General features: G+C 63.6%; 10 protein-coding genes. 1 reads left to right on the plus strand and 9 read right to left on the minus strand.

Annotated features, from left to right (window positions below; all coding sequences use genetic code 11):
* The first annotated feature begins 438 nt into the window (after nucleotides 1–438).
* The gene (locus tag FAZ95_RS22600) at nucleotides 439–1,071 is read left to right on the plus strand and encodes a lytic transglycosylase domain-containing protein (RefSeq protein ID WP_137334771.1); all 633 of its coding nucleotides are present in this window, start codon (nucleotides 439–441) and stop codon (nucleotides 1,069–1,071) included.
* A 23-nt stretch (nucleotides 1,072–1,094) separates the two neighbouring features.
* Here FAZ95_RS22600 and FAZ95_RS22605 read toward each other — a convergent pair whose 3' ends face one another.
* The 9 genes from FAZ95_RS22605 to FAZ95_RS22645 form a co-directional block, all read right to left on the minus strand.
* Complete coding sequence (locus FAZ95_RS22605; RefSeq protein ID WP_137334772.1) at nucleotides 1,095–1,604, minus strand: RpiB/LacA/LacB family sugar-phosphate isomerase; 510 nt, start codon at nucleotides 1,602–1,604, stop codon at nucleotides 1,095–1,097.
* A 135-nt stretch (nucleotides 1,605–1,739) separates the two neighbouring features.
* The gene (gene ccsB, locus FAZ95_RS22610) at nucleotides 1,740–2,912 is read right to left on the minus strand and encodes a c-type cytochrome biogenesis protein CcsB (RefSeq protein WP_137337551.1); all 1,173 of its coding nucleotides are present in this window, start codon (nucleotides 2,910–2,912) and stop codon (nucleotides 1,740–1,742) included.
* A gap of 212 nt (nucleotides 2,913–3,124) precedes the next feature.
* Complete coding sequence (locus FAZ95_RS22615) at nucleotides 3,125–3,796, minus strand: c-type cytochrome (RefSeq protein ID WP_137334773.1); 672 nt, start codon at nucleotides 3,794–3,796, stop codon at nucleotides 3,125–3,127.
* 71 nt (nucleotides 3,797–3,867) lie between these two features.
* Nucleotides 3,868–5,256 (minus strand): cytochrome C, encoded by a 1,389-nt coding sequence (locus tag FAZ95_RS22620; RefSeq protein WP_175425724.1) that lies wholly within the window; start codon nucleotides 5,254–5,256, stop codon nucleotides 3,868–3,870.
* Nucleotides 5,257–5,369: 113 nt separating this feature from the next.
* Nucleotides 5,370–7,073 carry a c-type cytochrome gene (locus FAZ95_RS22625; protein WP_137334774.1) on the minus strand — a complete coding sequence of 568 codons (1,704 nt, stop codon included), beginning with the start codon at nucleotides 7,071–7,073 and terminating at the stop codon, nucleotides 5,370–5,372.
* A 2-nt stretch (nucleotides 7,074–7,075) separates the two neighbouring features.
* Nucleotides 7,076–7,918: an outer membrane lipoprotein-sorting protein gene (locus FAZ95_RS22630; RefSeq protein ID WP_137334775.1), complete on the minus strand. Its 843-nt coding sequence runs from the start codon at nucleotides 7,916–7,918 to the stop codon at nucleotides 7,076–7,078.
* A gap of 30 nt (nucleotides 7,919–7,948) precedes the next feature.
* A complete protein-coding gene (locus FAZ95_RS22635) occupies nucleotides 7,949–8,851 on the minus strand; it encodes a LolA-like protein (RefSeq protein WP_254700253.1) in 903 nt (300 codons plus the stop codon).
* A 42-nt stretch (nucleotides 8,852–8,893) separates the two neighbouring features.
* Nucleotides 8,894–9,409, minus strand: a complete 516-nt coding sequence (locus tag FAZ95_RS22640) for a hypothetical protein (RefSeq protein ID WP_137334776.1) — start codon at nucleotides 9,407–9,409, stop codon at nucleotides 8,894–8,896.
* Nucleotides 9,406–17,682, minus strand: a complete 8,277-nt coding sequence (locus FAZ95_RS22645) for an Ig-like domain-containing protein (RefSeq protein ID WP_175425725.1) — start codon at nucleotides 17,680–17,682, stop codon at nucleotides 9,406–9,408. The genes FAZ95_RS22640 and FAZ95_RS22645 overlap by 4 nt, the downstream gene beginning before the upstream one ends.
* Nucleotides 17,683–17,690: the final 8 nt, after the last annotated feature.

The raw sequence follows: 17,690 nt of genomic DNA on the forward strand, positions 1-17,690 counted from the left end.
CTTCACGTTTCTGTCAGGCGACTGCGATGTGTCTGAGATTCGCAAGGTTCGCGCCACCTCTCTGCAAGCGAGCAACGGCGCGGATCTCTGCATTTCCCGGCACATCGGGAGCACTTGGGATGTCGAAAATGTTTCAGATTTGAACGTCTTCGACTTTTTCCGAGGATTGGTATCACTACGGATCGCGGGGAAATCACTCCTTTTTTGCCACCGCACGAAAATGAATTCGTGGCAATTGCGTAAATTGAGAACAATGCAGACACCGCACGTGACAATTGATTTATTACCGCCGATTTCCGCCCGTTACCGTCTGTTTCGAACGTAAAGTTCCTGAACTGGGCATCGCGGCAGCCATTTCACGCCTCAAGATGTAGGGAGGTGCCCCATTGCTGATCCGTTCTTTCTTACACCACAATTCAGGTGCAGGAGAACAGGAAGATGCATTCGCGCCAGCCATCCACGTTGAGAAGTGTGACCGTTGCCGCATTCGCGATGCTCGGCGTGGTGTTGCCAGGTTCGGCGCTCGCACAGATATTTGGCGGGGTCGACAGCAACGGAGCGATCGTTCTCACGAACGTGCCGGGCAAGCCCGGATTGAAGGTCATCGTCGCAGATGACCCGCCAGGCGAACCTGGCGCGAAGCGCACGTCCCGCAAGTCATCCGGCAGCGCTCAGCTCGCCTTGTTCGCGGATGTGATCGACGAGGCCAGCCGCTCCTATCGCGTTCAGCCCGAACTCCTTCGCGCGGTGATCGACGTCGAGTCGAGATACAACCCGAAGGCAGTGTCGGACAAAGGTGCGCTGGGACTGATGCAGTTGATGCCGGAAACCGCCCGTCGCTTCTCGGAAGGCGACATGCTTAATCCACGAGACAACGTGCTGGCCGGCGCCCGCTATCTGCGATTCCTCCTCGATCTGTTCAAGGAGAATGTCGAGCTCACGCTGGCCGCTTACAATGCCGGCGAGAATGCCGTGATTCGTGCCGGCTATCGTATTCCGTCGCTGCCTGAAACACGACTGTACGTTCCGCGAGTGCTGGAGCGTTACAAGCAGCTTCTCGCGGCCAGTTGATCGCCGAAGGACTTGCGCACGCGTCACGGAAACGCGGGGATGGTCGGGTCTGTTCCCTCGATGTGCGCCTCCTCGTGGTGAATCTTGATCATCTGCTCGATCTCCTCCACGCGGTCCTTCGGAACGTCGATCATCATCAGAAGCTCGCCCCGACCGATCCCTTCTTCGAAGCGCTTCAATCGCGTGTTCGGCACATCGATGCCGATCATCGAGGCCGCCCATGCGCCGAATCCCGCGCCTGAAAGCGTGATCGCCAGCACGGCGCCGCCGGTGATTTCGAGGTCTTCGGGCGGAAAAGCGAGTGAAATCAGCGCCATCATCATCCCGGTCGCGCAGCCCACTACTGTGCCTCGCGTCAGCGCCGGCAGCAGGTCGCTGCTTTGCGCGAGCGATGCCTGCGGCAGGCCATTGATTGACACATTCTCGTTGGCGATGACATGCATATGCCGCCACTCGACCCGCTGCATCAGCATCTCGTTGACGATCGCCCACGCACACTGTTGGGTCGGCAACAGAAGATAGATTCGTCTCATTTCGGTGACTCCTACTTTGCACCGGGCTCACACCGAGACCCGTGATTACATTCTTGTCCCCGCCGCAGCGGGCTTGAAGTAGGAGGGCTCGCCGAAATGCGTGGGTAGAGAACCGTATATAGTCTTTCGTTATCCTCACAGACTGCCGTAGCTATGCAAGCCGGACAGGAACATGTTGACGCCGAGGAACGCGAACGTCGTGACCAACAGGCCGGTCAGCGCCCACCAGGCAGCGACCGCGCCACGCAGCCCCTTCATCAAGCGCATGTGCAGCCACGCCGCGTAGTTCAGCCAGACGATCAGCGCCCAGGTCTCCTTCGGGTCCCAGCTCCAGTAGCCGCCCCAGGCTTCGGCGGCCCACAGCGCGCCGAGGATCGTCGCGATCGTGAAGAACGCGAAGCCGACGGCGATCGACTTGTACATCACGTCGTCGAGCACGTCGAGTTCGGGCAGGCGGTCGGCGAGCACACCGCGCTTTTTCATCAGGTACGCCACGCCGACCATCGCCGACAGCGCAAAGCTGCCGTAGCCGATGAAGTTCGCCGGCACGTGGATCTTCATCCACCAGCTTTGCAGCGCCGGCACGAGCGGCTGGATCTGCTGCGCGTCGCGCGAGATCGAGTACCACATCAGAAAGCCGACCGCGGCGCTGATGATCAAGAGGACAAACGCCCCAAGCGCGCGCGTGTTGTAGTGCTGCTCGTAGTACAGATAGAAAAGCGCCGTGATGAGGCTGAACAGCACGAACACTTCATACAGATTCGAGATGGGGATGTGGCCGACGTCGGCGCCGATCAGATACGACTCGTACCAGCGCACCATCATGCCCGTGAAGCCCATCAGCACGGCGGCCCAGGTGAGCTTGGAGCCGATCGCGCCGCCCGACGGCGAGCGCGACAGCATGCCGATCCAGTAGAACAGCGTGGCGAGCACGAAGAGCGCGCTCATCCAAAGAATTGCCGACTGGCTCGACAGGAAATACTTCAGAAAAAACGCGGAATCCGCGCGCGTCAGATCGCCTTGGTAGATCTGAATCGCGAACAGCGACAGCACGGCGATGCCCGCAATCAGCAAGCGCACCGGCTTCCAGCGCCACCCCAGCACGACGAACACGGGCACCGAGCACACCAGCACGAGCTTGTCGTAGTAGTTCATGAAGGCGTGGTAGCGCGATAGCGCGAACCCCGCTCCGGCGACCATCGCGAGCGCGAACAGCCAGTCGAATGCGTTAAGACGCTTGAGGAAAGGGCGCTCGTCGTACAGCACGCTCGTTTGATCCACGCTCCACGTGGGCTGAGGCCGATGCATTGCCGCTTGAGCAGGCACCGCGGCACCGGGAGAAGGCGAGCTTGGTTTCATGGCGTTCACCGTTTGACTCCTGCGATGAGTACGTGCTTCATGATTCACTCGCAAGCGCGTACTGCTGGGCATAAAAAAAGGTGCCCGCCCGGGAAAGCTGGGCACCAAGAAGGATGCCAGCCGGGGACAGCTGGCACCAGAGCACCACGAAAGCCGCTAGCTTATTGATCGACTGGCGGGCTGGCAGATGTCTCCTCTTCAGGCGGAAACGCCTCGACGAACGCCGCCACAGCGCGCATTTCCCGGTCCGACATGTTGGCGCACACAGCCTTCATCACTGCGCCGCGAGGCCGGGTGTCGGTTTGCCGGAAGACCTCTAGCTGCTTCGTGACGTAGTCCGCGTGCTGACCCGCGAGCCGAGGAAACTGATTCATCCCTTCGCCATGCTGGCCATGGCACGAAACGCACGCCACGACGCCCTTGTCAGGCAGGCCCGAATGATAGATCGTCCGGCCTTCGTTGATGAGCGCGAGATCGCTCGTCTCACCGAGGACCGCAGATTGACTCGAGAAATACGTTGCAAGCTCGTCGATCTGCGTGTCGGTCAAATGTGTGAAGCCCCACATGAAACGCTGCGCGTTCGGGTCGGCTCGCGAATGGCTCTTGAAGTCCGTCAGTTGATCGACCAGGTATTCCTTTCGTTGCCCGGCAAGCTTCGGAAAGGTCGGCGATACCGACACGCCGGTCGCGCCGTGACAGTTCGAGCACACCTGAAGCGCGATGGTCTTTCCCCGCACGTCGGGGTTGTCGACTTGCCGCGAATGTTCCAGGTCTTGACAAGCCGACCCGGCGAGCAGCATTCCGATGGAGAGGATATGCGCCACTTTGTTCATGTCATCAAACTCCTTACTGCAGTTGCGCACCGTCCGCGAGGCGCGGCGCACGGGAAACAGCGGACGGGATATCACCATGAAGCGACCCATAGATAGATGAACAGCGTGTCGTTGTCCCTCGCGTTGCGCCCGTTGCCGTCGTAGTTGGTCGTCGCACCGAGGAACTTGGTGAAGAACGTGTACTGGATGCCGATGCGGACGCGCTGATCCGGCATCCAGAATATTTCGGGCATCCAGCCCTGGGTATTCGGATGGAAGTTCGCGCTGGCCGAGTAGTGCACGCTGTCCGGGGTGCCCGTCGTATTGAAAAACGAGAGGCTGATGCCGTATTTGTTCTGGTACACGTACGACGCCTTCAGGCGTAATGAGTTGAGATTCGCCGCTGTGTTGTCGCCCAGCACGAAATTGTTCGGATCATGGATGTTTTCCCGCACATAGCGCGCTTGCGCGGTGATCGTGTGCGGTTCCAGCAGGTACTCGTACTGCGAGTCGAGGCCGTAATCGCGATAGCGCGTCACGCCCGTGCCGAAGATCGGAAAATTGTTCGCGTCGTTCGGATACAGGTTGGCGCTGAACCCGAACGCGCCAAACATCACGCTATGAGGCCCCCAGTCGTGCGTCAATGCGATGCGTGCATACGGGTTGTAGCCGCGCAGATAGATCTGCGGGTGGACCGGATTCCCCTCGCTGTTCCCATGGCTCAGGAATGACCAGATGCCGTCGGCCGTACTGTATGCGGTCAACTCGGCGTAAACCAGCTTGTTCCAGTACAGGTAGGCGCCCGTGCCGACGGCCTGCGACGCGAGGGTCCCTCCTTCGATGAGCGGCAGGTTCGGGATCTTGGCAACCGGGCTGATCGTCGACGAAATGTACGGGTAGCCCCATGCCGGCGCGGAGTTGAAGACGTCCTGCACGGTCGGATTGTTGTGCACCGTCGCGCCCAGGATGAGATCGTTCGCGTCGGTCATGATCCGGTCGACGAAGCGGAAGTCGGTATTGTCCGACGTCCAGTGGCCTTTCCATCGGCCTTCGGGGTCCTGGTGATCGTAGTTGATGTAGGTGAACTGTGCGAACCCGCCGATCTTGTCGGTGATCTTCCCGGCGAGGAAGATGCTCGCAAAGTCGAATATCGGCAGGCCATCTTTGGTATTGATGGGATTGCCGTTGGCGTCGCTGTTGAACCTCGTCTTGCTCAGATCGCCTATCGCCATCGCGGCGATCGGAACTGTGCGTTCACCGAGCGTATAGCCGTTCAGCTTGAACATCCGCCCATACGGCGTGAGTTCAGGAAATTGCCCCCCGGCGTGACAAGCCACACAACTTTGTCCGGTTTGGCGCGCGAAAATCGGCAGCGCGTGTGCGGTGGTCGCCTGCAGCAATGCCAGCATCATGAAAGCGAGTATCCAGCCACCGCGCAGCACGTGACGAAGTGCTGCATGGCTGACAAGAACCTTTGTCATGGCTATGACTCCCGCACCGCGCGCAATGCCTTCATTGTGCAAACGCGAGGTCGGAATCGGGATGGGTCAACCTCCTCCACTTGCGGTAGGGGAAGCGCTAGATGCAATCGGCCTCACGGCACGATCCAGTCCCCATCTGCCACGAGCTTGATATGATCCGGCCCGGCAAAGCGGACGATATAGCCGCCCTTGGACGCGAATGTCTGGCCCGGCGCCAGCGTCAGGCGCGGATAGTAGCCCGTCAGGATGCGGCGTTCGAGCATGTCCTGAATCCGCTCCACCAGATAGTCCCTCACGAACGCATCGACCATATGGCTCAGTGTCTCGGCGAGCAGACCGCATGCGAGATAGGTGTCGGCCTGCACCTGTGGAGCCACCATCGGAATCTGTCTGATCGAGAACCAGCCGAATGCGTAGTCGACGCGCACGCGCCGCCCTTCCGGCAAGTCGAACGGGTAGGCGAGACGCGTGACGCCGCGCCAACTGGCCGGCAAGGGCGTGCTATCGAGCCCGCCCAGCAGGCCTGACATGAACACGGTATCCGTCGCCGGGGGTATCCGCGCGAGCGCCGCAACATCGGGCGGACGCAGCCACAGTACGAGCACGTCCGAGTGCGGTATCCCATGCATCGCGTGCGTGATGCTCTCGCCGGGGGCAAGCGCGTGGTTCGATACCGCGATTCCGTGAGCCTTCAGTGCCGCGGCAAGGGCCTGCGCTCCGTGCTCGCCGTTGTCTCCCGCACGATAGACCTGCCAGATGGCTCGCGCCGCTTTCGTCGCCTGCGCTGGCCGCGCTCCGGCTTCACCGAGAATGCGCGCCGCGATCAGGTCCGACTCGAGCAGCACGCCTTTCGAAAAGTACACCGAATAGAAATCGTGATCGGTCTCGACCGGTACCTCGACGTTGGGAAAGAGGCACGGCACGGCCTCCTGCTCGCAGAAGTCGTGAATCGGCGCCCAGTTCCTGCCTCCGAGACCCGACAACACCGCGAACACCGGCTGCCGGGCCAGAAACTGCGTGAGCTGGTCACGCCAGGTGTCCGGCGGACCTTTGAGTTCCCACACATGCAGTTCCCAGCGGCGATTCACCATGAACATCATCTTGCGCGACGAACGCAACCGCGGCACCGCACCGAGTGGAAAGACGTTCTTGTCGGCGAAGTAGTGCGTGAGGACATCGAGCATGCCTGCCCGTTTCACCGGGTCGGCATCGGGCGTGATGATCGTCGCGAAGTGCAGCACGGTATCCGTTACGCCCGCCGGCTTTCGCTGATCGAGGTGTTTCAGATAGCCGATCAGCGCCTGCATATCGGCGTCGTTCAGCGCGTACTGCGGCATGAGGTTGCTGAGCGGCTTGCCTTCCGAGTCGATCCCTTCGCGAATGGCTCGCGCGATCGTCGCATCCGTGTACGGTTCGCGTTCGAAGCGCATCCCGGGAACATACGGCAATTCGACATCTTCCGGGTTTTGCGCGCGCGGCTCGACGAGGTAGCGCCAGGTGATTGGCGGGATGCTGCTGTTGCCCTCCTTGGAGCCTAAGCCACTGCGCCGATGGCAGTTCGCACACGCCGCGGCGGCGCCTTGCAGGCGCACGCCGTCCTCATGCAGCGCTTGAAGCGGTTCGCCCGAGCTCAGAACTCCCTGCTGGTAGAGGGCCGCCCCCGCGCTCGCCGTCGCGACAGGCTGCGCGGCCGGCGCGCAACGCGCCTCGCCCACAGGCGCGATCAGCGCGGCGAGCAACGCGCATCGAGCGAGCCATCGCGCCGCAAGCGGGGGGGCCGATGCGCGGCCTAGCGGCCAGCCTCCCGCGCGGCTCATGGTCAGGGTGCCGGACGTCCGGCACCAGACAGCGCCGGCGAGGCGTCGGCGTCGGCGTCGATCGAAACCGATTTGCGGCGCATCTGCGGCGACGCGGGTCTCGTGAAGATCCCATCGTCCAGCGGCGGATTGAGCGACACCTTGTCGATCGTCAGCATGTCCTTTTTCTCGGAGGCCGCTGCGCCGCTCTCGATCTTGAGCGGTATCTGCAACCCCTCGACGCTCCGGAAGTCGCTGTAGCTCGTCTCCACGACGACCGTTTGCCCGAGCGGGGTGCGCACCTGGCGGTCAACCTTCACGTCGAGAAACGTTTGCGCGTCGATCCACACATGGCGGGTCACCCCGGAAGGCAGCTTCGCGGCGAGACGATACGCATCGCGCCCGCCCACCTGATCGGTACCCTCGAGCGTGACACTGACACCCTTCGCCTCATGGTCGATCAAGAGCCCGTCAATGACCTGCTCGTCGCGCGCGGAGCTCACCTCATCGATCGAGTACGGCCGCGGAGTGGCGCTGCCCATGCCGTTCGGGCCCAGTTTCCAGCCTTGCTTGCCATCGAATACGCGCACCGATTTCTGATTGAATACGGTGACCTCGAAGCGTGTCTTGTTCGGGCGCTTCATGGCGAGGACAAACGGCAGATCCGCTGCAGGAGCATTGGCGCTGTCCACGTGGCCGGACCAGATCATGGTCTGGACTTTGCGCCATGCGTCGAGACCGCCTCTCGAGGCAATGTTTTTCTCGACGATCTGATCCACGCTCAGATCCTGCTTGGGTATCTGCTCGCTCGCGAACACGGCGGCCCCGAGGCAACCGGCGAGCACCCATATTGCGAATGGTTTCATGGCCGCATACCGCATCCGGGCACCCGACGGCTAGTGGCTCGAGCCCGGGCTCGGGCTGCGGCTTGTGCTTGTGCTCGTGCTCGTGCTCGTGCTTGCGTTTGCGCCGAGCACCGGCGCCGGGTGCGTCACTTTCGCCACAGCGAGCTGCGGCTTGGCAAAGAGGGCGTCGTCCGCCTGCGAGTTCAGCGTGACCTTGTCGATGGTCAGCTTGTGCGTCCCCCTGCCGCCGACGACAACCGTCTCGAGCGTATGCGGCATGACAAGGCCGCTCTCCTTCCGGTAGTCGCGATAGAAAATGGCGACGTTGTGCATCTTGCCGTCGAGCTTGCGCGGGTCCCCGTCGATCTTCACTTCGAGAAAGCTGGACGCATCGATCCATACGCGGCGTGACGTGGTGTCTTTCATCGTCACCTTCAGCACGTACGCGCGGTGGCCTTCGATCATTTCCATCCCGAGCACGTCGATTTTCGTGCCCTTCGCCGCATAGTCGACCAGCGGACCGTCCAGCTCGGCCCACGACGCGGCCGCTTTGGCCTCCGCGGACGTGTAGGGCTCCACTTCGTTGCGGCCGAGGAAGGGCCTGACCTTCCAGCCTTGGCTGCCGTCGTAGACCTGGAGTGCCGTCTGGTCGTTGAAGCGGACCTCGATGCGGCTTTTGTGCGGACGCTTGAGCGTCATCGTGAACGGCAGCTTGGTGTTCTTCGTGCCGCCGGCCTCGAGCTGCCCCGATATCGTCATCGTGTTGACCGCGCGCCACGCCTGCAGACCGCCGCGCGCCGCGACGTTCCGGTCGACGATCTGCGCCGCGCTCAGGTGTGCCGCTGCCGCGGACTGGGCGCTTCCCGCAGCGGACGCCGCGAGCGCTGCCGGACCGCACGTCACAAGCGTCGCCACCGACGCGGTCTGGATCGCCAGAGAAAGAAAGCGGTTCATGAGTGATTTCCCCTTTATCTGCGCACGATCGCTGTTGCGCGATCATTCGACTATCAGCCCGTCGACATGGAACGACCCCACGAATACGTCCACGCGCTCCCCGGTCTTGATCAGTCCACCTTTGTTCGAAAACACCATCCAGTACTCCTGACCGGTCTCCAGCGGACCGCTCTGGCGCAGCGCGCCGACCTTGTCCATCACCGGGATCTCGAGTAACGCATGGCTCGTCCGCCCGAACATCAAGGCCGTCGCGGTCTTTTCGCCGAGCGGCCGCGCCGCCACCGGATCCGTCACGCGATAGCTGAAGCGGATCAGGTTGCCCGACGCCGTGCGGCGCGCGCTCAGGTGGTCGATGCCCTGCGCCAGCTCGTAGTAGCCCTTCGCGCGCGGCGGCAGGTTCACCGGCGAGTACGGCGACTGCTTCACCGCCGCCCCCGCCGCCTTGTGCGCCGCGTTCGCACTTTCCTCGCCCGCGGCCGGCTGAAGCACGGCCGCGGCGAGGCAGACACTGCCGGCAATCACCGCTGCCAGCGGCGTCAAGCGGCAACGCTTGCTCATGGCAATGCTCCCAGCGTATTGGCACCCGGCACTGTTGTCTGTGCGGGAGCCAACGGCGTGCCCACCGGCAGCACAGGCAGCACAGGCAGCACCGGCAGCACAGGCGTCACAGGCAGGGCGGCCGGCGTCAGCGCCTGCAGCAATCCGAACAGCGTCGCCGAATTGCCTCCTCCCAGTGCAAGCGGGTACGGCTGTCCTGCGGGCTGTCCTGGGAGCAGCCCTGCGAGCACGCCTGGCCTCACGAACTCCACCGCGCCGATGTCGAAGCCACCCAACTGCGGCCTTGCGGTGCCGAAGATGTCGTGCTTCGGCGAGCCCGCCGGGGTGGCCTTGCCGATTGCCGGCGAGGTCGCCTGGATCGTGTAGTTGCCCAGCAGCACGTTCAGTTGCGTGCCCGTGCTCGCCTCGTTGAACAGCGACAGCGGACCATACGACATGTTGATCCAGTTGTTGCCTTCGTCCGGCGTCGCCGACGGCAGCAGGCTGAACAACGGATTCGGCAGCACCGTGTCGGCAATGCCCGGCGGCACCGTGATGCCGATGCCACCCGCCTCCGGCGGCACGCGCGCACCGTTGCAGTACTGATGCACGACACCCGGATTCGAGCCGCTGTTGCTCGCGTTCGGATAGTCGCCGGCGTCGGTCAGGATCGAGTACTGCGGGCTCATCGTCAGCCCGGACCCATGGTTGCTTGGCCCGGTATCGCCGAACGCACCGATGTCCCAGTAGACCGCCTTCGGATCGCAATAGCCCGTGGTTTGGCCAGCCTGATTCAGCGCCGGATTCAGCGTGACCACGTTCTGCAGCCCCGCGATGCCCGGGTCCAGTCCTCCCACTGTGATGTAGAACGTGCGGTTCTGCCAGAACAGGTCATTCGTCAGCACCGGGTTCGAGAACGTCGTGCAACCCGGGTTACCCGTTGGACACGTCACGTTCGGGTTGGTAAATGCCGCCACCAGGTTCTGCGTATGACGCGCGGCCTCGAGTCCGGCCGGCTCGTACGTCGACGTCGTGGTCGGCTGGCACGTCGTTTCCGAACCTGACGTCGTGCAGTTCGGCGGCCCGACGTTGGCCTGGCTCGCGGCGGAGGTGTTGAACAGCACGCCGGCGGAAGCCGTCGAGTCGTTCGAGACGACCGTGTTGTTGATGAAGTTCACGGCCACCGCATCCTGCAGCGACACGCCACCGCCAGCCCAGCCCGCCACGTTGTTCGCGATGATGTTATTGGTCACGTTCACCACATACCACGTTGCGCTGTTGTTCGGACTGCGTTGCACGTCGGTGCCGTTGACGTTCTGCAGACGCAGGCCGCCGCCCTTGCCGCTTTCCGCCGTATTGCCGACGATCAGGTTGCCGTCGATCGTGATGCCTGGGCCCACGCCGTCCGAAAGCTGCGGCGCGCAGTCGACGTCCGTGGTCGCGTTCTCGCAGAAGGTGCCGTCAGGCGGCACGCCCTGAACAATCAGCCCACCGCCGTACGTCGGCAGCGTCGGGTTGTTGCTCTGATTGAACAGGATCCAGTTGTGCGACAGGTCGCCGTTGTAGCTGAAGCCGAAGTGCGCGACACCGCCGCCGTCACCGCTGCTGATGTTGCCGCATACCCAGTTGTAGTTGAATTTGTAGTAGTCCGCGCCCGAGCAGAACGTCACCCCTCCGGCCGACGACGGCGTGGTCGAATTGATCTCGTCGCCATACGCAGCGTTCGACGTGACCGCGTTGTTATGCACGTTCACGTACGTGTTGTACAGGAACGGCATCTGGGTCACGCCATCCGACGCGATGGTGCCGTCGGGCACTTCGACCTGGCCCACGATGATGCCGCCCGAGAGCGTTCCCGCGTTGGCGAAGACACGGTTGTTCGACACCTCCGTGTAGTGGTTCCAGCCATGCAGGTAGATCCCGCCGCCGCCTTGCGAGCTGTTCGTGAAGGTCATGCCGTCGATGCGCGACGGGTTGCACAGGAAGTTGCTCGGATAGTTGGTGCAATCCGGCGGATTCGGCTGGGTCAGGGTCGGGCCCGCAAGCGGCGTGCAGATGCCATTCGCGACGCAGTTCTGGTCCTGTGTCAGCACACCGCCCACCAGTACGTCCTTCACGCCCTTGCCGAGCACGGTAATCGCCGCGCCTTCGTACGCGCCCATCAGCGTCGGCTCGATCAGCGTCTCCGCCAGGTTGCCGTTGAGGTTGAAATCCCAGCCGGAGGTCGGCTCGAACGGAACCCCGTCGATCTTGCGCTGCATCGAGGCCGAGCAACTGTACGTGCCGGTCGGATCGTACGGATTGCTCGCCGAGATCAGCCCGCCGTTCAGCGCATCGCCGAACAGGCACCCTATCTGCCTGCGCCACGGGTCGAGCTTGCCCGACGGATGCGGGTTCGCGTCGATCGTCACGGCCGTCGCACCCACCCCTTGGAGCCGCAGCGGCTTCCACATGACCAGCATCTCCTTGTAGACACCAGGACCGACGATGATCATGTCGCCCGGCGTCGCCTTGTCGATCGCGGTCTGGATCGCGTTGCCCGTGCTGTTCTCGCCGCTCACGTAGGTGGGCGTCTTGCCGCCGACCGTGACGGTGACCGCATCGATCGAGCGCTTGCCGTTGGCCGCCGTGATGACGAGCTCGCCGCATTGGGCAGGCGTCGTCACGCCGCGCTGCTGGATCTTGCAGGCCGGCAAAACCGGTACGGTCACCATGATCTTGTTGTCGTTCCAGTTTTTCACCACCGCCGGGATGCCCGCGATCGTCACGGTACCCGTTTGCTGGCCGAAGCCGTAGTTGCGCGTGATGAACTTCTGGTTGAACGGCGCCGCGGTGGCACTCGGACCTGTGTACGCGTTGTTCGGCACTTGCTGCGTGCCGAGCGACGTGATCGTCAGCGTCTTCCCGGCCGCGCTGACCCACGGGCCCTCGCCGGCGTTGGTGCCGGGGATGTTGTCGCCGGTCACGGTCGAGATTGCCGGTGTGCCGTCCGGGTAGGCGCAGTCGACCTGGTTATACCCTTCCGCGAAGGCCGAGACGGGCACCACCGGCGTATCCATGTACTGCGTCTGTCCGGGCATGAACGGAATCTCGTAGCAGAACTGGCTGTATGCCGTGTTGTAGAGCGGGTCCTGGATGGTCTGGCCCGGATGCTTCGGGTCGGGCATGTACGGGTCGTTCATGCAAGCGACCATCATCGTCGGCGCGTAGCCCGTCGGGTTCGGCGGATTGACTTGCCAGGTCGAGTAGGTCAGCCCGTTGAAGATGCCCCACTGGTCCGAATAGGTGCGCGAGATTTCGTTGCCCGCGAAGTCCTTGAACGACACCGGCACGTTCGGCACCGCGAACTTCTCGCCGAACTGCGGCGAATACGGGTCGAACTCCGACGAGAAGTCGTCCAGCATGAAGCCGGTGTAGTGCGCGGCAACGTGCGTCGAGCTGAAGATCCAGAACTTCGCCTGCACCGCGCTCTGGTCGGTGAGCTCCACCTCCTTGCGGTCGCACAGATGCCGCGATGCCCCCGCGAACGGCGAGACTTCCTGCGAGCCCGGGAACAGGCTGATGTAGTCCGGCACGATCCGCAGATCGCCAACACACGGCCAGAAGCGTTCGATGTCGCCGGTGTCGCCTTCGGCGTGCGGGCCGGAGCCGAGATTCGAAGTCATGTTCTGCGCGTTGTTGCGGTTGTAAGTGGCGTTCATCGCCGCCTGGTCGGGCAGGATGTAGACGTCGCCAATCCCGGCGAACTGTTGCGTGACTGGCGCAATGTAGTTGTCGCCGATCAGGATGTTCTTGTCCTCCTCCTTCACCAGTTCGTAGCCAGGCGGCACGATGATCTCGACCACGTACTTGCCGGGCGGCAGCATCTGCGTACCGTCCTTCGTGGGATTCGCCTGGCAGATCGTGCAGTTCGTGCCGGCCGGCAGGCCGGTATGCGGGTCGCGACTCGTCACGCTCGGGAACTGGTACATGCCGTCGAACGGCGCCGGCTGCACCTGGTTGAACACGTGCATCCCGTCATAGCACTTGAACTGCGAATTGTTAGGCAGCGCACGCTGCTGCGGATCGAGCCACATCTTGGTGTTCTGCAGCGTGAAGAAGTACGGATCGCTGGTGCTCTGGCCGGGACAGTTCATGTTCGGGATGTTGTCCGAACGGAAGCCCTGGGCCCAGTCGTCCCAGCTCGCGGTCTTCGTCGTGTCGACGAGCTTCAGGCTCGTGGAACCGTCCGCAGCAATGCCTTCCTGGTACAGGTTGACCGTGACGCCCGGCACGTCTGGGGTCCACTTCGTGTGAACCAGCAACATGGGATCGTCGAACGGGCGCGTCGAGGCATAGACGACTTCGCCCCTGATGCCGCCGTTCTCATTCGCCGCATAGGGCGTCTTGCCGAACTCGATGAACGAGCTCTGGCCCGAGAAGCCCTGCCAGCCCATTGTGGTCACCCACGGCGGATCGACCCGGCCGGTCGAAGGATTCGAGCCCGAGCGGTCGTTGCAGTCCGCGTCGTTGCAGTACACCGCGCCCGGCACCCGCAGGTTCGTGGGCAGATGGACCGATTCCAGCGTGTTCGCGAAGTTCGCGGCAATGGTCGACGTGCCGCCGCCCGGCGTGCCGTCGGGCGGACCGCCCGAGTCGTAGACGACGTGCACGCCCGTCTGCTTGAAGCGGGTCAGGTCGGTATCGACGACGTACCAGTTGAACAACGGGAACTCCTCGTTGAACGACGCATAGCCGTTCGCGTCCGTGACGTTGAAATCCGAATAGCTGCCGTCGCGGAAACGAATGTTGGTCGGCAGCAACGCGAGACCGGGCTTGCTCGGATCGCCCACGCCGTTGCCGTTCGTGTCGAGGAATGTCCGCGTATAGAGATTCGTCTGCCACTGAAGCACCGCAATATCTCCGGCGTCCGTTATCTGGCCGCCCCCGAGCGTCTGGGCCGATGCGAGCCCGTCGACGATCTGGTCGTTCCACTGGTCGAACACCGTGACGCGGGTAATGCCGGGAGGCAGGCCCGTGAAGCTGAACGTGCCGTCCGCGTTGCACTTGGTGAACGCGTAGTCTTCGCCGTCCGGATCGCCCACGCTCACGTAGCACTGCGTGAAGCTCAACGGCTTGCGCGACTGGCTGCCGTACAGGTTCTCGTTGGGCGGACGGCTGTAGTGCAGGTTCGTCACCCGGCCCTTGAGCCCGTTGTTGCAGGTCTGGGTGGCGCACAGCAAAGGCAGCCGCGCGTTGATGATCTTCGGGTTGGCGAAGCCGATCGACACGTGGAAGCCCGCCGGTCCGAACTCCTGGAAGTAGGCCGGGCCGCCGATCTTGATGAACGAGTCGTGAGCCTTCTCTCCGTCCAGCGTGTTCGTCTGCAGCCATTCCTCGCCTCGTGCGATCCGGTCGGCCGCCGGCGTCGCGATAATGCCGTATCGGCCAGGCATCAGGTTGGCGATCACCGCCTGGCCGACGAGCGGCGACAGCGTCTTGCCGTCCGACTCGTATTTCGGGCAGGTCGGGATCATGCCGACGAGGCCGTCGGTGGATGTCGAAATCGGGCACGCGTTGAGATTCGTGACCGGATCGATCGTGCCTTGCAGCGAATTGGACAATGGCATGTTGAACATGTCGTAGGTCATCTGCCCGGTCGGCTGGCCGCTGCCGCCGGCGTCGTCCCACAGCTTGATCTCGAAGCCGCCGAGACCCGGCTCGCGGGCCGAGCCGAAGGTATCGGTGCCGCCGCTCACGTCCACTTCGCCGTTGAGCGGCGCATCGTCCTCGAACACGAACACCGAAACCTTCGCAGTCGGGAACGGCGACTCTTCCAGCAGCACGTTGACCGAGTTCTGTCCGGGCGCGATCGGCGCGCCTCCCATGCCGTTGCCGCACTTGCCCGTGCCCGGCGCGAAGTTCGCGACGGTCGGACAGTCTTGGGCGATGGAGAACTGCCGCTGCGGACCTGTGGGGTTGCTCGGATCGACCGGCTGCGGATTGCCGCCGCCGTTCGTGAACGAGTTGTAGGCGTTGCCCGGCAAGATCGAGATGTAATAGTGCTTGGTCGGATCGAGCGCCACCTGCGACGGATCCACCGGCACCTGTTGCGCCGCGGTTGTCCGGCATACGCCGTTGCCGACATCGCACACCGCCGGCTTGTGGGTCTGGCTGACCGGATCGTAGACCGTCTGGCCCGATTCGCATGCGGCGACGCCGACACAGCCCGCCGCCACCACCGGCATGTAGCTCGTGTGGAAGTTCGCGCCGAGACTCGGCACCGGCAAGGGCGGACACGTCTTCGGACGCGTGGTCGAGTTCACCTGGCAGGCGGGATCGATCTGGAACGTACGGTCTTCCTCGATGATCCAGCGGTAGTCGCTGATCTTCACCGGCGTGTTGCCCGGTTGCGCGCTAGGCGCATCCAGCACGTTGACGACGAGTCCGCTGCCGCCCTTGAAGGTCACCGTCACAGTCGCCGCCTTGCTCGCCGTGTTCTGCGCATTCACCGCCTGGTACTGGAATGTCACGTTGGCGTTCGCACTACTGCCGACCGGCGCCGTCGTCGGCGTCGCCGTGAACGAGCCGTCCGGATTCAGCGTAACGGAGCCGCCCGTCGGGGTGCCGACCAGAGTCGCGCTCAGCTGCAGTCCACCTGGATCGCTGGCGTACGCGAGCACGCCGGGCTCGCTGATCTGCAGACGCGATGCGATGTTGCTCGTATAGGCGGCGTTGCCGGCCGTGGGCGGTCCGGACAGACACCCGTTGCCCGACGTGCACGCGGCGAGCATCACCGTCGCGAAGACGTTCGTATTGCCGTTCGCCTGGTACTGGAAGCTGTCGGCTGTCGTGCCGGCATTGGGTGTGTAGACGAACGTGCCGTCCGGGTTCAGCGTGAGCGCGCCGCCCGTCGGCGCTGTCTTCAGTTGCACGCCGTATACGTTGACGTCCTTCGCCATCACGCCTCTCGCCGGGTCGGACACGGTCAGCGTCTTGCCGGGAACGAAGTAATACGTGGAACCGGTGGCTGACGCGTTCGCCACGGCGGCGGCGGCCGCCGCAGTGGCGTTGTTGACGCTGATGTAGCCCTGCATGCCGCCGTCGCGCGCGTTGTTCGTCGACAGGCTCAGCTGGCGATCGAACACCGGCAGCGCGGAAGCGCTTGCCGGCGGCAGGTTGACCAGCGCGTCGTACGTCTTGCCGGCCGCCATGAACACTTCCGACTGAATGCGCGGATTGCCGGGCAGCACGTTGCCGTCCTCGGCGATCAACGCGAAGCCGGACACCGGCGAGGTGCCCGTTTGCGCGCCGATCACCGCCGGCACGTGCATGCGCAGACCCGCGTTGACAAAGCGCAGCATGACCGGCCCGGTGGTCGCGGTGCTCGTGGCGGCGAACGTCGAAGCGCCCGGTTGGGTCCGGTCGAACGAGACGCCGTTGATCAGGTAGTAACGCGGATCGTAGTTCACCGTGGGCGGATAGCAGGTGCCGAACGAGGTCGACTTCGAATCGCCGCAGCCGCCCGGCTGCCCGGACCAGGCTAGGGTTTCGCTAAAGCCCGGGGTCGCGACCGCGGCGGCGACCGCAGTGTTCTGCGCCGGATCGATTTCGCTCAGCACGAGCGGCACGTCGGTGTCATAGCTGATGTTCGGATAGGCTTGCGCGGGCGTCGTGCCGTTGGCCGGCGTTCTTACCACCAGTACGCCATAAAGGCCCATCGGCCCCTGGATCGACGGATGCGTGCCCGACTCGATCAGATAGGTGCCAGGGTTCAGGTTGTTCCACGTAAGCGCGGTGGTGCTCCCATGCGCCACTTCGGTGGCGAACGACTGCACGCGGGGCGCTTGCGCCGGCGGCGTGAAGGTCGCGCCGCCAGGCGCGGCGCCGGCGATCGGCCACGTGGTCGCGGTCTGCGTCGGGTGTGTCGGGCTCGGCATGCTCGTCGCCGTCGTGCCCAGGCCGCCGCCCAGCTGACCGACGACGACGAGCGAGGTCGGCACGGAGCCCGGCAAGCTGTTGGTGAGATTGATCGTGAGCGGCCCTGGCGGCACCGTGATCACCACGGGCGACCAGTTCGCTCCAGCCCCGGGGTTCGCGGCCGCGCACGCGGCGGGCGCGGCTGCCGCCGCGGAGCAGGTGTAGCCCCACATCGGCACGGACTGCCCGTCCGGCAGCACGGCAGTGCTGGCCTTCGCCGTCAGACTGACGGCAGCCTGGGCGAATGCCGTCCCGCTCGCAGTCAGCAAAACGGAAACCGCAATCCCGGCCTTAAGCATCCCTAACAGGTTTGCATTGAGTGTGGTGGATCTCATTGCGTTTC

The sequence above is a fragment of the Trinickia violacea genome, assembly GCF_005280735.1.
GTDB classification, from domain to species: domain Bacteria; phylum Pseudomonadota; class Gammaproteobacteria; order Burkholderiales; family Burkholderiaceae; genus Trinickia_A; species Trinickia_A violacea.

Bases quoted from the DNA above. Each gene is read 5' to 3' on its own strand.
- FAZ95_RS22600 (WP_137334771.1), top strand. From the start codon at position 439: ATGCATTCGCGCCAGCCATCCACGTTGAGAAGTGTGACCGTTGCCGCA.
- ccsB (WP_137337551.1), bottom strand. From the start codon at position 2,912: ATGCATCGGCCTCAGCCCACGTGGAGCGTGGATCAAACGAGCGTGCTG.
- FAZ95_RS22625 (WP_137334774.1), bottom strand. From the start codon at position 7,073: ATGAGCCGCGCGGGAGGCTGGCCGCTAGGCCGCGCATCGGCCCCCCCG.
- FAZ95_RS22605 (WP_137334772.1), bottom strand. From the start codon at position 1,604: ATGAGACGAATCTATCTTCTGTTGCCGACCCAACAGTGTGCGTGGGCG.
- FAZ95_RS22640 (WP_137334776.1), bottom strand. From the start codon at position 9,409: ATGAGCAAGCGTTGCCGCTTGACGCCGCTGGCAGCGGTGATTGCCGGC.
- FAZ95_RS22645 (WP_175425725.1), bottom strand. From the start codon at position 17,682: ATGAGATCCACCACACTCAATGCAAACCTGTTAGGGATGCTTAAGGCC.
- FAZ95_RS22635 (WP_254700253.1), bottom strand. From the start codon at position 8,851: ATGAACCGCTTTCTTTCTCTGGCGATCCAGACCGCGTCGGTGGCGACG.
- FAZ95_RS22620 (WP_175425724.1), bottom strand. From the start codon at position 5,256: ATGACAAAGGTTCTTGTCAGCCATGCAGCACTTCGTCACGTGCTGCGC.
- FAZ95_RS22615 (WP_137334773.1), bottom strand. From the start codon at position 3,796: ATGAACAAAGTGGCGCATATCCTCTCCATCGGAATGCTGCTCGCCGGG.
- FAZ95_RS22630 (WP_137334775.1), bottom strand. From the start codon at position 7,918: ATGAAACCATTCGCAATATGGGTGCTCGCCGGTTGCCTCGGGGCCGCC.